Raw genomic sequence first — 24,824 nt, 5'->3', positions numbered from 1 at the left:
TAGACTGCTGATCCAGGCGGCGGCCTCCTTTGGTTTAAGCAGCAGCGAACCGGCGGGCGCGGCGCTGCGCTCAGGCATTTTAAAACCGAGTGTGTTCTTTGTCTCCATGCAATCGTTATAATCCTGCAAATGGAATTCAACCGCTGACCAACCGCGCGCATTTTACAATATTATTATCGGCAGGTTCAGATCCTACTATAGTAAATATTTGATTGTAAGCGGGTTCAGCCCCCGCAGGTGGTGGTGTGGTGGCTCAGAATACCGGCTGCTTGGAGGCCGCGCCCGCCACCTCCCGGACCATTCGGGGGACCAGATAGCCGGGCAGGTTAGCCTGCAGTGCCTGCTGCAGGCGCCGCGCCTCGGCGGCCTCCACCTCGAAGTGCGCGGCGCCGGCGACCCGGTCAAGCAGATGCAGATAATAGGGGAGTACCCCGGACTCGAACAGCGCCAGGCTGAGTTCGGTCAGGGTGGCGGCGTTGTCGTTCACCCCCTTGAGCAGCACCGACTGATTGAGCAGGCTGACGCCCGCCTGGCCGAGCCGGCGCAGGCCCCGGGAGAGTTCCGGGCTCAGCTCCCGCGCATGATTGATGTGCAGCACCAGCACCGGTCGCAGGCGTCCGCCGGCGAGCCAGCCGCTCAGTTCCGTCGTCAGGCGCGAGGGGATCACCACCGGCAGGCGGGTGTGCACACGCAGCCGCCGCAGGTGCGGGATCGCCTCCAGCCGGGCGACCAGCGCGGCGAGTTTGGCGTCACTCAGGGTCAGGGGGTCGCCGCCACTGAGGATGATTTCATCGATCTCCTGCGCCTGGCTGATATGGTCGATCGCCTGCTGCCAGCGTTGCCGCAAGACGGCGGCCTCCTGGTAGGGGAAGTGGCGCCGGAAACAGTAGCGGCAGTTGACTGCGCAACTGCCATTGGCGATCAGTAGCAGCCGTCCCCGGTATTTGTGCAGCACCCCCGGCACGATCGCCTTCTCCAGGTCACCCACCGGGTCCTCCACGAAGCCCGCGGCCGGCAGGCTTTCCGCGCCGAGCGGCAGGACCTGGCGCAACAGCGGATCGTCGGGGTCACCTTTTACCATCAACTCGGCAAATTCCCGTGGGACTTTCAGGCCGAACAGCCGTGCCGCGGCACGCGCCGCCGGCAACAGCTCCCGATCGAGGCGCAGAAACCCGAAGAACGCATCGACGTCGCTGAAGGCGTTGGCCAGCGATTGCTGCCATAGGGGAGTCTGACAGACAGGCTCTATTCGATGTATCATGCGCGTTTTCCAGTCGGCTGTTTGGTGAGGACAAGATGGCAACGTATAGTACCAGTGAGTTCAAGGGTGGGCTAAAGATCATGCTCGATGGCGACCCCTGCTCCATTATTGAAAACGAATTCGTCAAGCCGGGCAAAGGCCAGGCGTTCAGCCGGGTGAAGATCCGTAACCTGAAGACCGGCCGCGTCATCGAGCGCACCTTCAAGTCCGGGGATTCGGTCGAGGCCGCCGATGTGATGGAGATGGATCTGCAGTACCTCTACTCGGATGGCGAGTTCTGGCACTTCATGCATCCGGATACCTTCGAGCAGGTGAGCGCCGATGCCGCCGCGGTCGGCGATTCGGTGAAGTGGCTCAAGGATCAGGACATGTGCACCGTCACCCTGTGGAACGGCACGCCGATCATCATCGAGGTGCCCAATTTCGTCAATCTGACCATCACCGAGACCGATCCCGGCCTCAAGGGCGATACCTCGGGGGGTGGCGGCAAGCCAGCGACCCTGGAGACCGGTGCTGTGGTGCGGGTGCCGCTGTTCGTGCAGACCGGCGAACTGATCAAGGTGGATACCCGCTCCGGGGAGTATGTCTCGCGGGCCAAAGAGGAGTGACTTGGGGCATCGCTTGAACGACCGTCAGACCGCTCCCGGGGCGTCTCCGGCGGCGTCCATCGAGACGCTCCGGTTGCGTGCCCGGGTGATCGCACAGATCCGGGTGTTTTTCCAGCACCAGGGCGTGCTGGAGGTGGAGACTCCGGTCTGCTCCCGAGCGGCGACCACCGATCCCGCCATCGAGTCCCTGGTCACCCGCTATACCGGTCCCGGTGCCCCGGCCGGCCTGCCGCTCTATCTGCACAGCTCACCCGAGTTTCCGATGAAGCGCCTGCTGGCCGCCGGCTCGGGCCCGATCTACCAGATCTGCAAGGTATTTCGCGACGGTGAAGCGGGGCGGCTGCACAACCCCGAGTTCACCCTGCTGGAGTGGTATCGCCCCGGCTTCGATCACCATAGGCTGATGGACGAGGTGGAGCGGCTGGTCGGGGGTTTAATGCCGGAACCGGCGGTTGCCCGCCGTCTCAGCTACCGGGCGCTGTTTCAACAGCGGCTGCAGATCGATCCCCACCCGGCCACGGCCGAGCAACTGCGCAACTGCGCCCTGCAACAGGGGGTGCCGGGTGTGGACCGGCTGGAGCTGCCGCATCGCGACGCCTGGCTGGATCTGCTGATGACCCACTGCATCGAACCGGCCATGGAGCCCGGGCTCTGCTTCGTCTATGACTACCCGGCCAGCCAGGCGGCGCTCTCCCGGGTGCGGCCCGGCAGCCCGCCGCTGGCCGAGCGCTTCGAACTCTACCTGGACGGTATCGAACTGGCCAACGGCTTTCACGAGCTGACCGACGCGGCCGAGCAGCAGCGTCGCTTCGAGCGGGATCTGCAGGCCCGCGCCGCGGCCGGTCAGCCGGTCGTACCCATGGATCGCCGGTTCATCGCCGCATTGGACGGGGGTATGCCGGAGTGCGCCGGGGTGGCGCTCGGTATCGACCGCCTGATCATGCGCCTGGCCGGCGTGGATCATATCGAACAGGTGATTGCCTTTCCGCTGTCACGCGCCTAGCCCGCAGGGTGGGGTGAGTGCCACAAACCGCATCCTGACCAGGCGATCCGAATCAGCCGTACCCTGGAAAAATATTCGCCGATAATGAACGCGAATCAGGGGTTTGGCGGGTCGATATCCAGCAGCGGGGCGGCATCGATACTCTCCGCGTCCATCATGGTGGCGACGCGCTGCAGCGCGGAGAGGATCTGGGTCTTCTCCCAATCCTCCAGCGCCTCGAACCGTTCAATGAACTTCTCGTGCAGCAGCGGCGGTGTGGCGAGCAGGATCGTCAGGCCGGCCTCGGTGAGACGCGCATTCACCACCCGCTTGTCCACGCTGCTGCGCACCCGCTCGGTCAGTTTTTTATCCTCAAGGCGATTGAGAATGGTGGTGACGGTGGCCTGACTGAGGGACACATCGTCGGAAATCCGCTTTACCGTGACGTCGCCCAGGGCGTTGATGGCGCGCAGCACCATCACCTGGGGGATGGTCAGGCCACAACTCTTTACCATGCGTTTTGACTGCAGATCGGTTGCGCGAATAATGCGGCGCAGGGAGACGAGCACGTCATGCCAATACTGATTTTCGGCCATGAGTTGGGTTAGGTTGAATTTGAAGGGTGGGGGATTATAGCCAGTTTTCATATTTCAACCAATTCTCAACTAACCATTTGGACTCTAAACATTAGAAGTGTAATAATAACTTATTAGAATTATCATGAGAAGGACGCGGCGGAATTCGTCGGGACAGTCGGCTTGCGCGGGCTGCCGTGTCGACAACAGGAGTTTGTTATATGTGTGGATTCGCCGGGATATATGCCCCCGGAGTGGCTGAATCGAATGTCGCCCGGGTTGAGCGAATGACCCGCAAACTGGCCCCCCGGGGCCCCGATGGTGAGGGGATTGTGACCCGCAACGGGCTGGCCCTGGGGCATCGCCGCCTCAAGGTGATCGACCTGTCGGAACATGCCCAGCAGCCGATGGTGGATGCCGAACTGGGCCTGGACCTGGTGTTCAACGGCTGTATCTACAACTATCGTGAGCTGCGCGAGGAGTTGCAGGGCCAGGGCTACCGCTTCTTCTCCCAGGGCGATACCGAAGTGGTCCTCAAGGCCTACCACGCCTGGGGAACCGAGTGCGTCAAACGCTTCAACGGCATGTTCGCCTTTGCCATTCACGAACGCGACACGGGGCGCTTGGTGCTGGCCCGGGACCGGCTTGGCATCAAGCCCTGCTACCTGGCGGAGTCGGATGGACGGCTGGCCTTCGCCTCCACCTTGCCGGCGCTGCTGGAAGCGGGCGATATCGATACCGCTATCGACCCGGTGGCGCTCAACTATTATCTGAGTTTCCATGCCGTGGTGCCGGCGCCCTTCACCTTGCTGAAGGGGGTGCGCAAGCTGCCGCCGGCCACCATCCGGGTCTATGAGAAGGATGGGTCGCACCACAGCGAAACCTACTGGCGACTGCGTGTGGGCCGCCGCGAGGAGGACCGCTCGGTGAGCGCCGAGGAGTGGCAGGAACGGGTGCTGGAGGCGCTGCGGCGCGCGGTGCGCCGGCGCATGGTGGCGGACGTGCCGGTGGGTGTGTTGCTCTCCGGCGGTCTCGACTCCAGTCTGATTGTCGGCCTGCTGGCGGAACAGGGTCAGACCGGCCTGAGCACCTTCTCGGTGGGCTTCGAGGAGGCCGGCGGCGAGAAGGGGGACGAGTTCCAGTACTCCGATCTGATCGCCGAGCACTTCCAGACCGATCACCACAAGATCATGGTCCCCTCCAGCCGTCTGCTGGAGACCCTGCCGGAAACCTTCAGCGCCATGTCCGAGCCGATGGTCAGCTATGACAACATCGGTTTCTACCTGCTCTCCCAAGAGGTCTCCAAGCACCTCAAGGTGGTTCAGTCCGGACAGGGCGCCGACGAGGTGTTCGGCGGTTACCACTGGTATCCGCCGCTGCTGGAAGCGGGCACCGGGGCGGCCGAGTACCGCCGCCTGTTCATGGACCGTGATTTCGACGAGTACGCCGCCACGGTCCAGTCCGAATATGTGCAATCGGACTATGCCGGCGCCTTCATCGAACAGCAGTTCGCCGATGAGAATGGCGGCAGCGCGGTGGACCGGGCGCTGCGTCTGGATACCACGGTGATGCTGGTGGATGACCCGGTGAAGCGGGTCGACAACATGACCATGGCCTGGGGGCTGGAAGCGCGGGTGCCGTTCCTGGATCACGAACTGGTGGAACTGGCCGGGCGGGTGCCGGCCGAGTTGAAGGTGCGCGACGAGGGCAAGTGGGTGCTCAAGGAGGCGGCGCGGCAGGTGATCCCGCACCAGGTGATCGACCGGCCCAAGGGGTATTTCCCGGTTCCGGCGCTAAAATACATAGAAGGGCCTTATCTGGAGTTTGTCCGGGACGCCCTCAACGACAGCCGGGCCATCAATCGCGGGCTGTTCAACCGTGACTACCTGGACCGGTTGTTGGACAACCCGAAAGACCACATCACCCCGCTGCGGGGTTCCAAACTCTGGCAGGTGGCCCTGCTGGAACTATGGTTGCAGACCCACCATCTCTAGGGTACAGAGCAATGACCAAACCAGAGCAAGGAACGAATGGTAATCTGAATATCGAACAGATGGGATCGCTGAAACACTGGGGGGAACCCCCCAGTTCGATAGCCGACGAACTGGACAAACAGGCGGTGGTCGACTGCGGCTGGGGCCGGCTGATCTTCGGTCAGACCTTCCGCTCCAGCCGCCAGCTGGCCGACCAGCTGCGGGATGAGCGTCTGGGGCGCCGTGACGTGGCGCTCTACAGCCGCGACCCCCAGGTGGTGATCTCCCAGGCGCCCCGGGAGCTGTTTATCGATCCCTCCCTCACTTACCGCCTGAACCTGGAATTCGCCGAGCTGGCGGATGTGGCGCTCGCCGGCATCAAGATCCGGCCGATAGCCGATGCCGCGGACGTGGAGCAGGTCAATCGCATCTACAAGGCGCGCTCCATGGTGCCGATGCGCGAGGGGTTCTTCGACTACCAGCAGGCCCATCCCGAACTGCGGATTCTGCTCGCGGTGGAGGAGCAGAGCCACCAGGTGGTCGGCTGCGTCACCGGGGTGGACCATTTTCGCGCCTTCGGCGATCCCGACAACGGCTCCAGCCTGTGGGCGCTGGCGGTCGATCCCCAGTGTGAGCACTCCGGTGTCGGCGAGGCGCTGGTGATCGCCCTGATCAACTCCTTCAAGTCCGCCGGCCGCTCGTTCATGGACCTGTCGGTGATGCACAACAACGCGCAGGCGATCCACCTGTATGAGAAGCTGGGCTTTTTCCAGGTCCCGGTGTACTGCATCAAGACCAAGAATGCGATCAATGAGCAGCTCTACATCGGGCCCAAGAGCGACGAGAAGCTGAATGTCTATGCCCAGATCATCATCGACGAGGCCTATCGCCGCGGTATCGTGGTGGATATCGTTGACGCCGCCGGCGGCTTTTTCGACCTGAGCCTGGGTGGCCGCACGGTCAGCTGCCGCGAGTCCCTGACCGATCTCACCAGCGCGGTGGCCATGAGCCGTTGCGACGACAAGGCGGTGACCCGGCGGTTCCTCTCCCGGGCCGGCCTGAACGTGCCGGAGCAGGAGCTGCTGCGGGACGAGGCGCAGGCGCTGGCGTTCCTGCAGCGTCACCAGCGCATCGTCATCAAGCCCGCGCGCGGCGAGCAGGGGGTCGGCGTCTGCGTCGATCTGAGCGAGCCCGGCGAGGTGATTTCCGCCTATGCCCAGGCCTCGTCTTTCTGCGACCGGGTGGTGGGCGAACGTTTCGTGCCGGGTGAAGATCTACGCATCATCGTGATCAACGACGAGGTGGTGGCGGCGGCGGTGCGGCGGTCCGCCTCGGTGGTGGGGGACGGCGAGCACACGGTGGCCGAACTGATCCGCAAACAGAGCCGGCGGCGGGCGGCGGCCACCCAGGGTGAGAGCATGATCCCGATGGATGAGGAGACCGAACGCTGTGTCAACGACGCCGGCCTGGCCATGGACCGGGTGCTGCCCAAGGGGCGGCGTCTGAAGGTGCGCAAGACCGCCAACCTGCACACCGGCGGCACCCTGCAGGATGTCACCGAGCGGTTGCATCCGACACTGGCCAAGGCGGCCATCCGCGGTGCCCAGGTGCTGGATATGCCGCTGGTCGGGTTTGATTTCATGGTGCCGGACGTGGAGCGCCCCGAGTACGCCATCATCGAGGCCAACGAGCGCCCCGGGCTGGCCAATCATGAACCCCAGCCCACGGCCGAGAAAATGCTGGACATGCTGTTTCCACAAACCACGCTGACCCATCACCGGTAACGTTATGAAGATATTGGATATCGACCGTCGCTACCTGCGCGAAACCCTGCTGGAGCTGCTGCATATCCCCAGCCCCACCGGCATGACCGACATCGTGGTTCAACTGGTCTGCCACAAGCTGGAGGCGATGGGGGTGGAGTACGAACTGACCCGGCGCGGCGCGATCCGCGCCAATCTTTATGGCCAGGTGCATACACCGGACCGGGCCATTGCCGCGCACCTGGATACCCTCGGCGCCATGGTCAAAAATCTGAAACCGAACGGCCGCCTGGAGGTGGTCTCGGTGGGCACCTGGCCGGCGCGCTCCGCCGAGGGGGCCCGGGTGACCCTGTATATCGACAAGGGCATTCAGTACCGCGGCAGTCTGTTGCCGTTGATGGCCTCTGGGCACGTGTTCGGCAAGCAGGTGGATGTTCAGGAGGCGGCCTGGCAGAACCTGGAACTGCGCCTGGATGAGCCGGTACACAGTATCGACGCGCTGAAAGCGCTGGGTATCCACCCCGGAGACATGATCTCCATCGATCCGCAACCGGAGTTTCTCGACAACGGCTTCTGGATCTCGCGCTTTCTCGATGACAAGGTGGGGGTGGCGGTGGTGCTGGCCGCGGCCAAGGCGATCAGCGACGCCCAACTGCAGTTGCCGATGGACTGCCATCTGCTGTTCACCATCTCCGAGGAGACCGGGGTCGGTGCCTCGCATATCCTGCACGGCGATGTGGCCGAACTGCTGGCGGTGGACAACGGCACCATCGCCCCCGGGCAGAACACCTCCGAATACGGCGTCACCATCGCCATGCAGGACTCCAGCGGCCCGTTCGACTGGTACCTGACGCGGCGCCTGATTTCGCTGTGCCAGACCTGCGGTATCGAACACAGCCGCGACGTGTTCCGTTTCTACCGCAGCGACTCGGCCTCGGCGGTGGAGGCCGGCAACGACATCCGTACCGGCCTGGTCTGTTTCGCCCTGGATGCCTCCCACGGCCATGAGCGCACCCATGAGAAATCGGTGCTGGCGGTGGCCCGCTTGCTGGCCATGTACATGCAGAGCGGTCCCCTGTTCGAGCGCGACGAACGGCCCCTGGGCCCGCTGGACGATTTCCCGGAAGATCCCACCGACTGGGCCGACGACCTCAGCGTGGACAAGCCGGAGTCCGGATAGCCGATTACGCCGGGAGCGGTAATGCTGCTCAATAAGGGGATACTTTGAAACTACTCACTTACAGACTGGGTGATTGGCTACGACACTTTTTGCTATTTTTGATGCGGTCTGATCCCGACTCCAATGCGTTGAAATTCGGGAATTTACCGAGAAATATTTGATAGCCAAAGGGATCAAGTTTCCATCCCGCTTGCCGACAACAGGTCCATGTGCAGGATTTCCACCCCGTAAAGAAGTAGCATGGGATCTATAATTGACATCAAAACGGAACAGGTCCGGCTGGTTTACAGCGCCATTCCGCTCTCAGCGCTCGCCATTTTCATCAACAGTACGTTACTGGGCATCGTCCTTTGGACTGTCACCAGTAGCGAAATAATCCTCTCGTGGCTGGCGGCTACCTACCTGCTATCGGCACTTCGATTGTGGCATTACCGAAAATTCAAGGCGTGTAATCCCTCTCCGGCTGACATCGGCCGATGGAGAAATCAGGCCCTGATCGCCACCGTTCTGTCGGGCCTGCTCTGGGGGACGGCAAGTCTGGTCCTGTTTCCCGGTGACGACATCGCGCATCAGGTATTCCTGGCTTTTGTGGTTGCCGGCATGAGTGCCGGTGCCGTTACCACGCTCTCGGCCTATACCACTGCCTGCCTGGTGTTCATCAGTTTGGCATTGCTGCCCATTGTGCTGCGCTTCTCCTTACTGGGCAGTTCTCTCGGCTATACCATGGCCTTCATGTCCGCCCTGTTCCTGGTCATGCTGATGATCACCTCGACACGTCTCAACCGGACGATTTTAGGGGCCCTGGAGATGCGATACGGGCGGCAGGTTGCGGAGGCGACTGTCCGCCGCCAGGCCCTCTACGATACCCTGACCGATCTCCCCAACCGGCGTATGTTCTTTGATCGTCTGAAGCAGGAGTTGGCCCGGTCACAGCGCCACAAGCACCTGGGCGTAGTCATGTTTCTCGATATAGATCACTTCAAGAAAATCAATGATTCACTCGGGCACCTGGTCGGAGATGAACTCCTGGTTGCGGTCGCTGACCGGCTAAAAGGGCGCCTACGCGACGAAGACGTCATCGCCCGTCTTGGTGGAGATGAGTATGTGATCCTGGTTCCCGAGATCGGGGATGCCCTGGAAGGGGCGACGCGCCGCGCCCAGTTGTTTGCTGAAGAGTTGCTGACACTCATCCGCGGCCACTTTGATATCAGGGGGCACAATCTACATGTAACGGCCAGCATTGGCATCACACTCTTTCCCCTGCAACAGAAAACCCCTGAAGATCTTCTGCAACAAGCCGATACAGCGATGTACCAGGCAAAGAGAGAGGGGCGCAACAGCGCATGCTTCTTCCTGCCCAACATGCAGGAGGCGGCCAACCATCGTCTGTCCATTGAAAAAGGTTTGCATCAGGCCCTCGCCAGGGATGAGTTCGAACTCTACTACCAGCCCCAGTTTGATAGTCACGGTGTACTCATCGGCGCCGAAGCGCTGCTGCGTTGGCATCACCCGGAGCGTGGCACGGTTTCACCGGGAGAGTTCATCACGATTGCCGAGGAGAGCGGGATCATCCTGGAGATAGGTGAATGGGTGTTGAGGGCGGCTTGCAGGGCTGTCTCGGCGCTCTCGCTGCATCATCTGACGATATCGGTCAACGTAAGCCCCAGGCAGTTCAAGGATCCTAATTTTGTCGAGCGGGTGAAGAGGGTGCTGGACGATACCGGCGCGGATCCCAGGCGCCTGCGTATCGAGATTACGGAGAGCACCGTCATCGACAATATCGAACAGACTATTGTCCGGTTACAGCAGCTAAAGGCGCTCGGGATCAGCTTCTCGATTGATGACTTTGGCACCGGCTACTCCTCCCTTGCGTACCTGAAGCGCTTGCCTGTGGATGTCATCAAGATCGATCAGTCGTTTGTTCGTGACATCGAGACCGATGCAAACGATGCGGCTATTGTGGAGACTATCATCGTCATGGCCAAACATCTGGGTCTGGGTGTTGTGGCGGAGGGAGTGGAGCCCGAGAGCATGCGCAGTTCCCTGCTGTCAAAGGGTTGTCACCAGTTCCAGGGCTATCTGTTCAGCCGCCCTCTCCCTTTCCCTATTCTGCAAAGCCAGTACCTGACCGGCCAAGCACGGCAGGTCGACCCAAAACTCCCTGCCTAACTACCCTTACCCACAAATGCCGATGAACACGCGTGTAGGATGGGTGGAGGCGCGGCCCCCTTGTTAACGGCTATTCGCGGCGGTCTGGCGCGGCGTAACCCATCTTCGGATGTGGGTGCACGATGGGTTGCGCGTCGGAGAGGGAGTCGGCGGAGAGTTCATAGAGGCGCTCCACCCATCCTACGCCTGGATGCAGTCCGGCCTACACATGGTAACGGGCCGGTCCAGGACTTTGTGGGAATGGTGCTCGCTTAAGGGCTTCCCGGCAGTGTCGGAATGCCAGCCCGTGCACGCCCCACCTGTAGGAGGCCCGCCCCGGGCCGATCGGCCGACGCACAGGCCTCTGATCGTTCATCGCGGAGGGGCGCCGCGCCTACGGGTCGGATTTGCCGCAGGCAGTGGCCCGTCGCAGCAGCAGGCACCGTTCCTGCGCATTGGCGGTGAGCGAGGCGGCGCGCTGGAACTCCCGGCGCGCCTCCTCCCGGCGGTCGAGCTTGAACAGCAGATCGCCGCGCACACTCGGTAGCAGGTGATAGCCCTTCAGGCTCGGTTCGCCGGTCAGGCCGTCGACGATCTCCAGGCCGGCCAGGGGGCCGAACGCCATGGCCGCGGCCACCGCGCGATTGAGTTCCACCACCGGCGACGGGTTCAGCTGGGCGAGGGCATCGTAGAGGGCGGCAATACGGCCCCAGTCGGTCTCCTCGGCCCGGGGCGCCCGGGCGTGGCAGGCGGCAATGGCGGCCTGCAGGCTGTAGGGACCGAGTGCGGCGCCGAGGGTGACGGCGCGCTCCAGCGCCGCCAGGCCGCGCCGGATCAGCAGCGGGTCCCAGCGTGTGCGGTCCTGGTCCAGCAGCAGGATCGGCTCGCCTTGCGGACCTGTCCGGGCATAGATGCGCGAGGCCTGGATCTCCATCAGGGCCACCAGTCCGTGCACCTCCGGCTCGCGCGGCATCAGTTCGGCGAGGATGCGCCCGAGTCGCAGCGCCTCGTCGCATAACGTCGGACGCACCCAGCGATCGCCCGCGGTGGCCGAGTAACCCTCGTTGAAGATCAGGTAGATCACCTCCAGCACCGAGCCGAGCCGGCCGGCGAGCGCCTCGCCGCGCGGCACTTCGAACGGCACCCGGGCCGCGCTCAGGGTGCGTTTGGCGCGCACCATGCGCTGGGCGACGGTCGCCTCCGCCGCCAGGAAGGCGCGGGCGATCTCATGGGTGGTCAATCCGCCGAGCAGCCGCAGGGTGAGGGCCACGCGCGCCTCCGGCGACAGCAGCGGATGGCAGGCGGTGAAGATCAGACGCAGCAGATTGTCGCCGATTTCGTCATCCAGGGCCGCGTCGACGGCCTCCTGAAAATCGGCCCGGGCGGTGTCCCGCTGTACATCCAGTTCGTACCCCAGCTGCCGGTGCTTGCGCTCCAGCAGCGGGTTACGCCGCAGCTGGTCGAGGGCGCGATTTTTCGCCGTGGTCATCAGCCAGGCGGCTGGCCGCTCCGGGATCCCGTCCTCCGGCCAGTGCTCCAGCGCGGCCACCAGGGCGTCCTGGGCGAACTCCTCGGCCAGGCCGATATCGTGCGTCAGCCGGGCCACCACGGCGATCACCTTGGCCGCCTCGATACGCCAGACGGTCTCGATGGCACGCCGGGTGTTGCCTGCGCTCATGGGCCCTTAACTCTCCACATGGATCATCCAGGGTACGCCGAAGCGGTCCGTGAGCATGCCGAAGGCGGGAGAAAAAAAGGTTTTCTCCAACGGCATCTGCACCTCGCCCTCTTCGGCGAGCAAGCCGAACAGTTGTTGCGCCTCGTCCACGTCCTTTGCATTCAGCGTCAAGGCGAAGCCCTGGAACCGCGCCTCGCCCGAGCAGTTGCCATCGCTGCCCATCACGACGCTGTCGCCGATCCTCAGGTTCATGTGCATCACCTTGTCGGGATCATCGACCGGACACATGGTCGGGTCCGGGGCCTCCGAGTAGCGCAGCAGGGCCACGATCTCGGCGCCCAGCGTGGCCTGGTAGAAGTGGGCCGCCTGTTCCGCGCAGCCTTCGAAAAAGAGATAGGGCTCGATACGCATGGTCTGTCGCTCCTGTGGTTTCCGGTTACTCTCCGATGCCCATGTCGCGGAAACGCTCCACCGTCTCCGAGGGACTGAAGTCTTCCAGCTCGAACAGCTGGCGGATCTCGATCTCCGCCTCGCCGCGGTCGATCGATGGGTTGGGGTAGCGCCGCGCCCACTCCACCGCCTCCTCGCGCGAGCCCACCTGGATCAGGGTATAACCGGCGATCAGCTCCTTGGTCTCGGTGAACGGGCCGTCGATCACGGTGCGTTTGTCTCCGTCATAGCGGATCCGCCACCCCTTGGCGCTGGGCTGCAGCCCGGAGCCGTCCAGCAGCACGCCCGCCTTGCTCAGCTCTTCGTGATAGGCGGCCATCTCGGCCAGCAGCGCCTCGCCGGGCATCACCCCGGCCTCGGAATCCGGGGTGGCCTTTACAATAATCATGAATCGCATCTTAAAATCCTCCCGTTTCAGATTGGCCGGTCTGACAGACCGTTACTGCATGGAGTGCAGACCGAACAGGTTGCCCTCGGAATCGAATCCCAGGCTGATGAAGCCATACTCGCCAATGGACATCTTCTCCTGCTTGATGCTTCCGCCGGCGGGAACGATGCGTGCCTCCTCGACGGCGCAATCCTCGCAGCCGAAGTAAACCAGTGTACCGGCACCGCCCGAGGGGATACCCTCCATCTTCACCAGCGCCCCCGAGGCGCCCACGCTGTTCATGTCCATCGGGAAGCTCCATAATTCCAGGTCCGGGTTGTTCAATCTCTCCAGCGTGGTCTGGAACACCGTTTCGTAAAACTGCCTGGCCCGTTCCATCTCCTGCACGTAAATCTCGAACCAGACGACCGGGTTGTTGTTCATGGCGACCTCCTTGGTCAGGTATGCGACAACGGTTGGTTGTGGCGATCGTCGGCTACTCGTCGACAATTATCTCGAAGCCGCCATAGATCATGCGGCTGCCGTCAAACGGCATCGGATTGGCCTCCGGATTCAACCGGGGATCGGCCATCGCCTTCTCCATGCCCTGGTCGCGCGCCTCCCGTGACGGCCACAGGATCCAGGAAAACACCACCGTCTCCTCCGCTTTGCATTTGACCGCCATGGGAAAGGAGGTGACTTCGCCCTCCGGCACGTCATCGCCCCAGCACTCGACCAGTTTCAGCGCCCCGTGCTCATTGAACACGGCGGCGGCGGTCTGCGCGGTCTTTCGGTAAATCTCTCTGTTCTCGGTAGGTACCGCGAGTACGAATCCATCGATATATGACATGATGTGGCTCCTCCATTCTGATCGGCTGCGTCAGCCGATTTCTCGATCCTTTCCATTTTGTCCCTGTTATCCCTACGACGGGCGAAGCGGAGTGAAATCGACAGCCTCCGATATTTTTTCCTGATTACCCATCAAACTCAGCTGTGTTGAGGAAAATATTAGCCGCGAATAAACGCAAATGAACGCGAATAATGTCATTTCGTAAACATCTTATCCGCTGGTTTGGAGAGTACCGACCATTTTCGGGCATGTGTCGGTCCCTATTAAATCCTGAGCGGTTGGTTATCTTTATCACTATTTGCGTGTATTCGCGTTCATTCGCGGCTTAAATAAACGGTATTCGACCATGGCTGAGTATTGTGGGTAATCAGGTATTTTTTTGTATTTTGTTAATCAACCCGTAACCAGTTGTCCGGACGGTACGGGAGCCGTCGCCCCCCTTCGTGCCGGAGGCGCTCCTACATCCCGGTTTACTGCACCTGTAGGAGCGGCTCTGCCGCGAAAGGCGATCGCGATTCACAGGGGTCGGAGTCAAATCGGTCCAACGGCCGGGGGTGAATCAGACCTTATGGCCGATTTGACTCCGACCCCGGCATGGTCAATCAACCCGCGGAACAGGGCGCCAGTTCGCGTACCTCCACCGTCGCCCAGCGGGCCGCCGGGCATTGGCCGGCGATGACGATGGCCTCCTCCCGGGTGACGTTGTCGAGCAGAAAAAAGCCGCCCACCATCTCCTTGGTCTCGGTGAAGGGGCCGTCGCGCAGTTGTGGCTGGCCGTCGCGCACCTGCACCCGCACGCCCTGGCCGTCGCCGAGCAGCGATTCGCTGGCTCGCAGCAGGCCACGGGCGGCCAGCCCCTCACCGAAGCTCACCATCTCGGCGTAGGCCTGGCGTCCCTCCGCTTCCGTGCGTTGCGCGCGCTGGCCGTGGGGTTCCAGGATCAGCAACAGGTAGGACATGGGTCTCCTCCTCTGGAGTTAGTTAGCCCGACAAAGCCGAGGCTTGGTGGGTGAGTGCCTCAAAGGTGCCACTACATCATGGGTCGCCCGGGGTGGGTAAACGACTTGCCATAGCCACGGCTCCGGCCGGCCCCGAATCGCTAAACGATCTGTAGTCTCGCCAAGACGCCAAGGAGAACAGATTCGTAGGGTGGGTTAGCGGCGCACAGGCACAACACTTCCAGACCACGACAACAGCCGGGCGCAGCGTAACCCACCGCGTCTCAGGCCGTAAAACGGTGGGTTACGGCGCGCGCACGGTGCAATGCAAACGGCCACCCCTTGCGCCGGGCGCGCCTAACCCACCCTACAAAACTGTCCCCCCGTTCTTCCTTGCCTGCCAGCGGGGCCGGAGTCAGCTTTGACTCCGGCCCCGGCGTATCACTCCGCCTCCGACCCCTGCGGGTGCAGGCCGCCGCCGCCCGGATGGTGGCTGGGGGCGTGGGGCGACCGGTGCGGCGCCAGGTGGGGCCGCTGCTCGAACTCTTCCGGGCTGGTGCGCAGCCGGCGGTCGGTGACCAGGCGGTAGAACAGCGGGATGAAGAAGATCGCCAGGAAGGTCGCCGCCAGCATGCCGCCCACCACCCCGGTGCCGACGGCATGGCGCGCCCCGGCACCGGCGCCGCTGGAGATGGCCAGCGGCAGCACGCCGAGGATGAACGCCAGCGAGGTCATCAGGATCGGCCGGAAGCGCAGCCGCGCCGCCTCCATGGCGGCGGCGGTGGCGGAGTAGCCCTCGCCCTTCTTGAGCAGGGCGTACTCGACGATCAGGATGGCGTTTTTCGCCGCCAGACCGAGCAGGGTCACCAGGCCGATCTGAAAATAGACGTCATTGCTGAGCCCGCGCAGCCAGACCGCGGCCAACGCGCCGAAGGTACCGAACGGCAGCGCCAGCTGCACCGACAGCGGCAGCGACCATTTCTCGTACTGGGCGGCGAGGATCAGGAACACCATCAGCACCGCCAGGCCGAGCGCCAGGTTGGCGGTGCCGCCGGAGCGCTTCTCCTGGAACGAGGCGGAGGTCCATTCGTAGCTGAAATCCGGCCCCAGGGTGCGGTCGGCGATCTCCTCGACAATCTGCAGCGCCTGCCCGGAGCTGATGCCGGGTGCCGCGTTGCCGAAGATCTTTACCGCCTGGACGTTGTTGTAGCGGTCCAGGGTCTCCGGCCCCGAGGTGTAATCGACCCGGGCCAGCGCCGACAGCGGTACCTGGTCGCCGTTGTTGGTCGGCACATAAAGCGCGCCGATGTCCCGCGGGGTGGCGCGATAGCCCGGTTCGGCCGACATCTGCACCTGCCAGGTGCGGCCGAACTTGTTGAAATCATTCACGTAGAGGGTGCCCAGGGTGGCCGCCACGGTGGTGAACAGCGTGTCGATGTCGACCCCCAGCAGTTTCGCCTTGGCCCGGTCCAGATCGACATAGAGCTGCGGCACCCGCGAGCGCCACAGCGACAGCGGCTGGACGATGCGTTCGTCCTTGCGCAGCTCCGCCAGCAGCTGTTCGCTGGCGGCCGCCAGCGCCTTGGGTCCGTCCTCGCCGCGGTTCTGCAGGTAGAGCTCGAAGCCGCCGGCATTGCCGAGACCGAAGATCGGCGGCGGCCCGAAGGCGATCACCAGGGCCTCGCGGATGCCGGCGCTCTTCGCCATCAGTTGGCCCACCATGTCGTCGGTGGAGCGCTGGCGCTGGTCCCAGTGGCGGGCGGCGACGAAGATGGTGGCGGCGCTGTTGCGGAAGCCGCCGCCGAGAAAATCCAGTCCGGCGAAGGCCACCACGTGTTCGGCGTCGGGATCGGCGCGCATGATCTCGATCACCTCCTGCGTCACCGCCTCGGTACGGCTGAGGCTGGAGCCGTCCGGCAGGTAAACGGCGCCGATGTAGTAGCCCTGGTCCTCGTTCGGCACCAGGGAGCCGGGGGTGATCTGCCACAGGAACACGGCCGCGCCGACCATCAGCAGGTAGAGCGCCACGGCCAGCCCGGCGCGCCGCAGCAGGAAGCCGACGCCGGCCAGGTAGCCGTTGGTGAAGTGGGCGAAACCGCGGTTGAAGGCAGTGAAGAAACGCCCCGGGTGGCGTCCCTGGTTCTGCAGGATGAGCACCGACAGGGCCGGGGTCAGGGTCAGGGCGACAAAGCCGGAGAGGATCACGGCAATGGTGATGGTGACGGCGAACTGGCGGTACAGCTCGCCGGTCAGGCCACCCAGGAAGGCGATGGGGATGAACACCGCGCACAGCACCAGGACGATGGCAATGACCGGCCCGGTCACCTCGCGCATCGCCTTCAACGCCGCCTCGCGCGCCGCCAGCTTCTCTTCGTGCATGATGCGCTCGATGTTCTCCAGCACCACGATGGCGTCGTCCACCACGATGCCGATGGAGAGCACCATGCCGAACAGGGTGAGGGTGTTGATGGTGTAGCCGAGCAGGTGCAGGCCGACGAAGGTGCCGAGCAGCGACACCGGCACCGCGATTACCGGGATCAGGGTGGCGCGCCAGTTCTGCAGGAACACGAACACCACCAACACCACCAGCAGGATCGCCTCGCTCAGGGTCTTGATCACTTCACGGATCGACACCTCGACGAAGCGCGTGGTGTCGTAGGGGATGGAGTAGGTCAACCCCTCGGGGAACTGTTTCGCCAGTTCGGCGACGGTCGCCTTGACCTCGTCGCCGACCGCCAGCGAGTTGGCGCCGGGCTGCAGGAAGATGCCCACCAGGGTCGCCGGCTTGCCGTTGTAGAGGCCGGTGAAGTCGTAATCCCGGGAGCCCAGTTCGATGCGCGCCACATCCTTGAGCCGTAGCAGGGCGGTGCCCTCGCCGGCACGCAGGATGATGTCACCGAACGCCTCCGGGGTCGACAGGCGGCCGCGGGCATTGATGGTATAGACCAGATCCTGGCCGGCGCCGATCGGCGGCTGGCCAATCTTGCCGGCGGCAAACTGGGCGTTCTGCTCACGGATGGCATCGGCGATCTCGTTCGCGGTGACGCCGAGGGCGGCCATCCGGTCCGGCCGCAGCCAGATGCGCATGGCGTAATCCTTGGCGCCGAAGATCTGCACGTTGGTGGTGCCGGGGATGCGCTTGAGCCGGTCCAGCACGTTCAGGGTGACGTAGTTGCTGGTGTAGAGGTCATCGAAGCGGCCGTCCGGCGACAGGAAGGCGAGCACCTGGAGGAAGGCCGAGGAGCCCTTCTCCACCGTCACCCCCTGGCGGCGCACCTCCTCCGGCAGGCGCGGCTCGGCCTGCTTGACCCGGTTGTTGACGTTGAGGGCCGCCTGGTCCACGTCGCTGCCGATCTCGAACGTGGCCTGGATCTCCAGCACCCCGTTGGAGGCGGATGTGGAGCTCATGTACATCAGGTTCTCGACGCCGTTGATGGTGTTCTCCAGTGGCGCGGCGACGGTCTGCTCGATGGTCTCGGCCGAGGCGCCGGGGTAGATGGCGCGCACCGTCACCACCGGCGGGGCGATCTCCGGATACTGGGCGATGGGCAGGATGCGCATCGCCAGCAGACCGGCGAGCACCAGGAAGATCGACAGCACCGCGGCGAAGATCGGCCGATCGATAAAGAAGCGCGACAGCATGTTAGTGCTCCGTCAATGTGCTAATGGCGAGTTCAGTGAGCTTGTCAGCGTTCATGGCAAGGCGCGCCTCGCCGGCAATGGTCGGCTCCCTTGGCAAGAGGCGCAACGCCGTCCATGGGCGCTGAATCCGTAATTATCACGTTGACGGAGCACTAGTACCCCTCAGCGGGTTGCGCCAGGGCGGCGGTTGGTGTGGCGGTGGGTGGGGTTGTCGCCTTCGGCTGCGGCTGGATCGGCATGCCGGGGAAGAAGATGCGTGCCGTACCCTCGATCACCACCCGGTCGCCCGCCGCCAGCCCGGAGCGGATCACCCAGAGGGATTCGCCGTCGGCCATGTCGGGCTGCTCCACCCACTGGCCGACCTCGACCGGCCGGGGTTGGGCGGTGGCGGCGCCGTTTTCGCCCGGGCCCACCACGTAGACAAACTTGCCCTTGGCGTCCTCCTGCACCGCGCGCTGCGGAACCGCCAGGGCGTTGGGGAGGATACCCCCGGTGATCGTTACCCGCACGAACTGGCCGGGGCTGAGCCGGGCCGCCGGATTGGGCAGGATGGCCCGTACATCGTAGGCACCGGTGCGCGGATCGGTCCGGTAGTCGCTGAAATCGACCTGTCCGGCGTGCGGATAGGCGGAACCGTCGGCCAGCTTCACCTCGACCCGGGTCTGATCCGGCGGCGGCAGCGTCAGGGTGCCCTCGGCCAGCTGGCGGTCGATCTCCAGGCGTTCGTTCTCGGCGATGGAGAAGCGCACGTGCAGCGGGTCGACCTGGGCCAGTCTGGCCAGCGGACCGCTGGTCGGCGAGACCAGCGAGCCCTCCACCTGCAGGGCGCGGCCGATTCGGCCGTCGATCGGCGCCTCTACCCGGGTATAGTCGAGGTCGAGCTGGGCCTGGGACAGTTCCGCCTCGGCGGCAGCCACCCCGGCGCGGTGCAGGTCACGGTTGGAGCGGGCATCGTCCAGGTCGCGCTGGCTCACTGACAGGGACTTGACCAGCGGGGTCAGCCGCTTCACCTCCCGCTCGGCCTGGGTGAGGCGTGCGTGGGCCTCGGCCAGGTTTGCTTGCGCCACCCGCTTGCGCGCCTCGAACGGGGCGCGGTCGAGCTGAAACAGCGGCTCGCCGGCCTTGACCCGGCCACCCTCGTCGAACAGCCGCTGTTCGATCAGCGCGGTGACCCGGGGACGGATCTCGATTTCGCGCGATGCCTCCAGCCGGCCGACGTACTCGAACTGCGCCGGCAGGTCCCGGGGCTGCAACGCCACCACCGTGACCTGCTGTGGCGGCATGGCGCCATCCGCCGGTTGCGATTCGCTCTCGCCGCAGCCGGTCAGCTGCAGCATCAGCAAGCCGAGGAGCAGGCCGGCGCAGGCGGGGTGGATCTGCCTGGTTATGCTCATGCGGCCTGTGCCTCGGGCCGATGCGGGAAGGGGCGGGTTGTCATGACGGAAACTCCATATCTATCAGTTGTGTATATTGGGGGCGATGGCGCGTCGGCTCAGTCGGTCGTGGCGTCGCTCACTTCAATGTTAATCGCTCTCCGGGCCTCACCGGTTACCCGACTCCGCCCTGATTACCCGAAAACGGCCCTATCTCCCTGGTCGACGAATGAATCAACGCCCGATCGACACCGGCCGTTGCATCGGTCTTGTCATACCGGCGTTTTTTTCAGAACGGGGGCGTGCCGATCAATCCGCGAGGCTGGCTGCCGGACCCGATGTGGGGCGGTGGGGTCAACCGGGAAGGTGTCGTGGCGGATGGTTGTGCATGCTGGCTCCTCATGATTTCCCTCTGTCGTGCACGTGTCCGATGCCCCTGTCACGGGCCCGTCGAGCAGTGATACAGAGTGATAATAGTCCATATATCGGCACTGCACGCGGATTCTACCTCATTGTTTAAATAGGAAAAAAGCACAAGAAATACCGGTTTTTTCGGCTGGGCGGTTTTGCCAGGAAGGGCGGAATCAGGCTGATTTGGTTCGATATTTTTGGCGAATGCGGGGGTAACCACGGATGGACACGGATAAACGCGGAATGCGATTCGGGGGAGACAGCCGGAACTCGTCAGGTTTGACCTGTCCATCGGCCGAGCGCCTCTGAATGAGAGAGGGCCAATGGACTCTCGCCAAGACGCCAGGCACGCCAAGGAAAATAGATATACCCCTATAATCTTTGCGCTCTTGGCGTCTTGGCGAGAGGAATAATCCTTTACCGATCCGGAACCGGGAAGGCGCCGTGGGTACGAAAAGTTGTCCGGCCGCCTTGGGTGGCCCAGGGTATCGCGGGGGTGTTGTGGCGCCCTTGAAGCCCTCACCCAATAGGCCCCAGGCTTTGCCGGCGGTAGTTTACTCCGTGGTCCGGAAGAGTCAGGCGCGCCTGGGCCGGATTAATTTGATTCCGAATCCTGATTGTTGTCGTCCAGGGCGATCGGCAGGGCCAGCCGGTAGCCGACCCCCTGCACGGTGATGATGAAGCGCGGATGGGCGGGATCGTCACCCAGTTTGCTACGCAGCTGACCCATCAGCACCCTCAGGTAGTGGGTCTCCTCCTGTTGCGCCGGTCCCCAGATGGCCCGGAGGATCTGCTGGTGGGTCAGTACCTGGCCTGGCGAGGCGATCAGCAGGTGCAGCAGCTCATACTCCTTCTTGGTGAGGTGGACCGGATGGCCATCCACGCTGACGTCACGCAATGAGAGGTCGACCCGCAGCCCCTGCGATTCGAACAACCGTTGGGTCGCCCGGGGCTGGCGCGCGTCGCGCAGCACCACGCGGATGCGCGCCATCAGTTCACTGATGCCGAACGGCTTGGTGACGTAGTCGTTGGCGCCGGCATCCAGGGCGGCCACCTTCTGGGTCTCGTCGGCGCGTACCGACAACACGATAATTGGGACGCCGGACCACTCGCGCAGGCGGGCGATGAACTCCTGGCCATCCATATCGGGCAGTCCCAGGTCGAGGATGACCAGGTCCGGCGACCGGGCCACGCACAGCGCCAGCCCCTCATCGCCGAGGCGCGCCTCGTGCACGCTGTAGCGGTGTGCCTCCAGGCTGATGCGCAGAAACTTGCGGATCTGCGCCTCGTCCTCAACCACCAGGATGGTCTCTTGCGGCATCGCTGTTATTCTCCCGGTTCCGGCTGGCCGGCCGGCAGCCGGATGCGTATGCAGGTGCCACGGCCGTTCGGGCCGTCCTCGGCGCTGACGCCGCCGCCGTGGGCCAGGATCATGCCGCGCACGATGGCCAGCCCCAGACCGGTGCCCTGGCGGTTGCCGCGGTCGCCCTGGCGTGCGGTATAGAACATGTCGAATATCTTCTCCCGCTCCTCCGGCGGAATGCCGGGGCCCTCGTCACACACCTGGATCTCCACCTGGCCGTCGATGAAAGCGGCGCTGAGGAGGATGCGGCCGTTGGCGGGGGAGAAGCGCAGCGCGTTGTCCAACAGGTTCACCAGTGCCTGCTCGATCAGCACCCCGTGCACCCAGAGCAGGGGCATATCGGGGGCGATGGCGATCTCCAGGGGCCAGCCCTTCAACGGGTCGCGCATCCGCTCCGTGGCGCTGGAGAAGATGTCATGCAGGTCCACCCAGTCGCGCCGCAGGGTCAGGGTGCCCTGGCCCAGACGGGTCATGTCCAGCAGGTTCTGGATATGGCGGTCCAGCCGTTGCGCCTCCTCCACCACGGTCTCCAGGAGTTCGGTACGGTCCTCGCGGCTGAAGTTGTCCCCGTACTCCAGCAGGCTGGTGGTGGAACCGATGATGGAGGCGAGCGGGGTGCGCAGGTCGTGGGAGACCGACGACAGCAGGGCGGAACGCAACTGCTCTGTTTCCGAGACCAGTCGCGCCTGTTCCAGGTCGGCCACCAACTGGGTGCGGTGCAGGGCGATCGCCGCCTGTTCGCACAGGCTGCGTGACAGCGGCAGCTGTTCGCCGTCCAGCGCATCGCCCTGGAGCGCCAGCAGGCCGAGCGGTTCGCGGTCGGTGATCAGCGGCAACAGCTGCCAGCCGTCCCGCAGCACCGGCTCGGCGTTGCCGGTCGTCCACGCCTGCCGTGGATCGATGGCCGGGGGGGCGGCGGACAGGTCCGTGCCGGCCCGCGGGGTCGCGATTCCCTGCTCGTCTGGAAGGTAAACCGCCACCGGGCGGTCGAGTGAATGGGCAAACTGAGCCACCAGGGTGTCCAGCACCTCCCGGGTATCGGCGGCCGAGGACATGCGGCGGCTGAATTCATAAAGATTGGAGATGCGCTGCAGCGAGAGGTGCCGTTGCATCATTTCCCGGTGCATGCGGGCCGCCAGGTTGCCGGCGATGGCGGCCATCAGCAGGAAGAAGACCAGGGTGGCCACGTCGCCGTCGTCGGCTACGTCGAAAGTGTAGAAGGGCGGGGTAAAGAAAAAGTTGTAGGTGAGAAAGCTGAGCACGCTGGCCACCAGCGACGGACCCAGTCCGGTACGCGCGGAGATGATCAACACCCCGGTCAGGAACAGCAGCGAGAGGTTGGCGTGGGGCATCAGCCGGTGCAGCAGGAAGGCCAGGCTGGCCGAGACCAGCACGATGAGAATGGCCCCGGCATAGGCCATCGGTTTCTGGGTGAACAGATGTTCGGAGCTGCTGTTGTCGATGGCTATGGGCATGGCTACCGGTTTCCGTGTTTCGGATCCTGGGTTGGTGAGTCCATTGTGCTGTCTGCGGCGATGGTGATAAATAAAAAAAGCATAAAATTTTTACGTTATTTTTATGTGACCGGGTCGGGGACGGTTCCGATAATAGGCCATCGGCTGATTGTAGCGTTACCGCCTGGTCCCATGAATCCTTCCATTATCGCCCAAGTACTCGGCATCTGGCTGTTGCTGTTCAGCGGTAGCTTGCTGCCGCCCCTGGTTATCTCACTGCTCTACCACGACGGTGAGACCATGCATTTTTCCCTGCTGGTGCTGTTCAGCCTGATCAGCGGGCTGGTGCTCTGGTTGTTGTCGGCAAAACACGAGACCCAACTGCGCACCCGTGATGGTTTCATTATTGTGGTGGTGCTGTGGCTGGTGACCAGTCTGCTGGGCATGCTGCCGTTTATCTTCGGCCTCGGCTTGAGCGTTGCGGATGCCCTGTTCGAATCGGTGTCGGCCTTTACCACCACCGGCGCCACGGTGATCACCGGCCTGGATGATCTGCCGCCCTCGATACTCTTTTTCCGCCAGGAGATGCAGTGGCTCGGCGGCATCGGTGTGGTGGTCTCGGCCATCGCCCTGCTGCCCATGCTGGGTATCGGCGGCATGCAGATGTTCAAGGCGGAGACCCCGGGGCCGATGAAGGATGAGAAGCTGACCCCGCGCATCGCCCACACCGCCCAGGCGCTGTGGAAGCTCTATCTGGTGATGACCCTGGCCTGCGCGCTACTTTACTGGGCCGGCGGCATGTCCCTGTTCGATGCCGTGGCACACAGCCTGACCACCGTCTCCACCGGCGGTTTCTCCACCCATGATGCCAGCCTGGGTTATTTTGACAGTGTCTTTATAGAGAATGTGGCGACCCTGTTCATGCTGCTCGGCGGGATCAGTTTCAGTGTCCATTTTCTGGTCTGGAAACAGCTCTCTTTTCGCCCCTACTGGCAGAGCGTGGAGGTCCGGGTGTTCCTGTCGCTGGTCCTCGCGGTGATCCTGGTGACCAGTGCCGTGCTCTACCTCGAGGGCGCCCGGGACAGCCTGCTGGAGTCCCTGCGCTACGCCTCGTTTACCGTCGCCTCGGTCGTCACCAGTACCGGCTATGGCATCGACGATTTCTCAGTCTGGCCCACCATGCTGCCACTGCTGCTGATCCTGATCAGTTTTGTCGGCGGCTGTGCCGGCTCCACCGCCGGCGGCATGAAAGTGATCCGCTTCGTCATCATGGGCAAGGGGGCAGGACTGGAGATCCAGCGGCTGATGCACCCCTCCATGATCAGGTCGCTGCAGCTGCAGGGCAAGGTGATCGACGTGCGGGTCGCAGACGCGGTGCGTAGCTTCTTTAGCGTCTACGTCGCCACCTTCGTGCTGTTCATGCTGTTTCTCATGGGCCAGGGCCTGGATCAGGTAACCGCCTTCAGCGCGGTGGCCACCAGCATGAACAACCTGGGTCCCGGGCTGGGTGACGTGGCCAGTAACTTCCAGTCAGTGTCCGATTCGGCCAAGTGGATACTCTCCTTCGCCATGCTGCTGGGCCGCCTGGAGATCTTCACCCTGCTGGTGGTGTTGAGCCCCGCGTTCTGGCGCCGCTGAATCCCTTGGGTAGTCCCCCGGCGCTGCCGGGGGAGTCGTCAGGTTTATCCTGTCTATCGGCCGAGCGCCTCTGCTTGAGAGAGGGCCAATGGACTCTCGCCAAGACGTCAAGCACGCCAAGGAAAATCGATACACCCCTATAATCTATGCGCTCTTGGTGAGAGGAATAA

Annotated in this window: 19 protein-coding genes; 7 read left to right on the top strand and 12 right to left on the bottom strand. The window is 63.5% G+C overall.

Features of this window, described 5'->3' with window-relative positions; all coding sequences use genetic code 11:
• Window positions 1-253: 253 nt before the first annotated feature.
• Window positions 254-1,261, bottom strand: a complete 1,008-nt coding sequence (gene epmB, locus NPX02_RS11645) for an EF-P beta-lysylation protein EpmB (protein WP_260293752.1) — start codon at window positions 1,259-1,261, stop codon at window positions 254-256.
• A 35-nt stretch (window positions 1,262-1,296) separates the two neighbouring features.
• On the opposite strand from epmB, the gene efp reads away from it, so the two are divergent.
• Both efp and epmA read left to right on the top strand, forming a co-directional pair.
• Window positions 1,297-1,869 (top strand): elongation factor P, encoded by a 573-nt coding sequence (efp, locus tag NPX02_RS11640; protein WP_260293751.1) that lies wholly within the window; start codon window positions 1,297-1,299, stop codon window positions 1,867-1,869.
• A 13-nt stretch (window positions 1,870-1,882) separates the two neighbouring features.
• A complete protein-coding gene (gene epmA / locus NPX02_RS11635) occupies window positions 1,883-2,872 on the top strand; it encodes an EF-P lysine aminoacylase EpmA (RefSeq protein ID WP_260293750.1) in 990 nt (329 codons plus the stop codon).
• 95 nt (window positions 2,873-2,967) lie between these two features.
• Here epmA and NPX02_RS11630 read toward each other — a convergent pair whose 3' ends face one another.
• Complete coding sequence (locus tag NPX02_RS11630) at window positions 2,968-3,447, bottom strand: MarR family winged helix-turn-helix transcriptional regulator (RefSeq protein ID WP_260293749.1); 480 nt, start codon at window positions 3,445-3,447, stop codon at window positions 2,968-2,970.
• Between the two features lie 200 nt (window positions 3,448-3,647).
• On the opposite strand from NPX02_RS11630, the gene NPX02_RS11625 reads away from it, so the two are divergent.
• The 4 genes from NPX02_RS11625 (at window position 3,648) to NPX02_RS11610 (ending at window position 10,511) form a co-directional block, all read left to right on the top strand.
• On the top strand, window positions 3,648-5,420 hold the full coding sequence (locus NPX02_RS11625) for an N-acetylglutaminylglutamine amidotransferase (RefSeq protein WP_260293747.1): 1,773 nt from the start codon (window positions 3,648-3,650) through the stop codon (window positions 5,418-5,420).
• Window positions 5,421-5,431: 11 nt separating this feature from the next.
• The gene (gene ngg, locus NPX02_RS11620) at window positions 5,432-7,183 is read left to right on the top strand and encodes an N-acetylglutaminylglutamine synthetase (protein ID WP_260293746.1); all 1,752 of its coding nucleotides are present in this window, start codon (window positions 5,432-5,434) and stop codon (window positions 7,181-7,183) included.
• Window positions 7,184-7,187: 4 nt separating this feature from the next.
• Window positions 7,188-8,342, top strand: coding sequence for an osmoprotectant NAGGN system M42 family peptidase (locus NPX02_RS11615; protein WP_260293745.1), 1,155 nt, complete (start codon window positions 7,188-7,190; stop codon window positions 8,340-8,342).
• Window positions 8,343-8,582: 240 nt separating this feature from the next.
• Window positions 8,583-10,511: a putative bifunctional diguanylate cyclase/phosphodiesterase gene (locus NPX02_RS11610; protein ID WP_260293743.1), complete on the top strand. Its 1,929-nt coding sequence runs from the start codon at window positions 8,583-8,585 to the stop codon at window positions 10,509-10,511.
• A 373-nt stretch (window positions 10,512-10,884) separates the two neighbouring features.
• On the opposite strand, the gene NPX02_RS11605 is transcribed toward NPX02_RS11610, so the two are convergent.
• From NPX02_RS11605 to NPX02_RS11560, 10 genes are all read right to left on the bottom strand, one after another.
• A complete protein-coding gene (locus NPX02_RS11605) occupies window positions 10,885-12,168 on the bottom strand; it encodes an RNA polymerase sigma factor (protein WP_260293741.1) in 1,284 nt (427 codons plus the stop codon).
• A gap of 6 nt (window positions 12,169-12,174) precedes the next feature.
• On the bottom strand, window positions 12,175-12,579 hold the full coding sequence (locus NPX02_RS11600; protein ID WP_260293740.1) for a VOC family protein: 405 nt from the start codon (window positions 12,577-12,579) through the stop codon (window positions 12,175-12,177).
• A gap of 25 nt (window positions 12,580-12,604) precedes the next feature.
• Window positions 12,605-13,015 carry a YciI family protein gene (locus tag NPX02_RS11595; RefSeq protein ID WP_260293739.1) on the bottom strand — a complete coding sequence of 137 codons (411 nt, stop codon included), beginning with the start codon at window positions 13,013-13,015 and terminating at the stop codon, window positions 12,605-12,607.
• A 42-nt stretch (window positions 13,016-13,057) separates the two neighbouring features.
• Window positions 13,058-13,429, bottom strand: coding sequence for a VOC family protein (locus tag NPX02_RS11590; protein WP_260293738.1), 372 nt, complete (start codon window positions 13,427-13,429; stop codon window positions 13,058-13,060).
• A 52-nt stretch (window positions 13,430-13,481) separates the two neighbouring features.
• Window positions 13,482-13,835: a DUF1428 domain-containing protein gene (locus NPX02_RS11585; protein ID WP_260293737.1), complete on the bottom strand. Its 354-nt coding sequence runs from the start codon at window positions 13,833-13,835 to the stop codon at window positions 13,482-13,484.
• Window positions 13,836-14,437: 602 nt separating this feature from the next.
• Window positions 14,438-14,794, bottom strand: a complete 357-nt coding sequence (locus NPX02_RS11580; RefSeq protein WP_260293736.1) for a YciI family protein — start codon at window positions 14,792-14,794, stop codon at window positions 14,438-14,440.
• Between the two features lie 420 nt (window positions 14,795-15,214).
• Window positions 15,215-18,415, bottom strand: coding sequence for an efflux RND transporter permease subunit (locus tag NPX02_RS11575; RefSeq protein WP_260293735.1), 3,201 nt, complete (start codon window positions 18,413-18,415; stop codon window positions 15,215-15,217).
• 152 nt (window positions 18,416-18,567) lie between these two features.
• Window positions 18,568-19,809 carry an efflux RND transporter periplasmic adaptor subunit gene (locus tag NPX02_RS11570; protein WP_260293734.1) on the bottom strand — a complete coding sequence of 414 codons (1,242 nt, stop codon included), beginning with the start codon at window positions 19,807-19,809 and terminating at the stop codon, window positions 18,568-18,570.
• Between the two features lie 985 nt (window positions 19,810-20,794).
• A complete protein-coding gene (locus NPX02_RS11565; protein ID WP_260293733.1) occupies window positions 20,795-21,520 on the bottom strand; it encodes a response regulator in 726 nt (241 codons plus the stop codon).
• 5 nt (window positions 21,521-21,525) lie between these two features.
• A complete protein-coding gene (locus NPX02_RS11560) occupies window positions 21,526-23,037 on the bottom strand; it encodes a DUF4118 domain-containing protein (protein ID WP_260293732.1) in 1,512 nt (503 codons plus the stop codon).
• Between the two features lie 171 nt (window positions 23,038-23,208).
• On the opposite strand from NPX02_RS11560, the gene NPX02_RS11555 reads away from it, so the two are divergent.
• Window positions 23,209-24,654, top strand: a complete 1,446-nt coding sequence (locus tag NPX02_RS11555) for a TrkH family potassium uptake protein (protein WP_260293731.1) — start codon at window positions 23,209-23,211, stop codon at window positions 24,652-24,654.
• Window positions 24,655-24,824: the final 170 nt, after the last annotated feature.

This window comes from Sedimenticola hydrogenitrophicus (assembly GCF_025175675.1).
Lineage (GTDB): Bacteria > Pseudomonadota > Gammaproteobacteria > Chromatiales > Chromatiaceae > Sedimenticola > Sedimenticola hydrogenitrophicus.
Note: the sequence above shows the minus strand (reverse complement) of the source record. Positions and strands in the feature narration are given on the sequence as shown.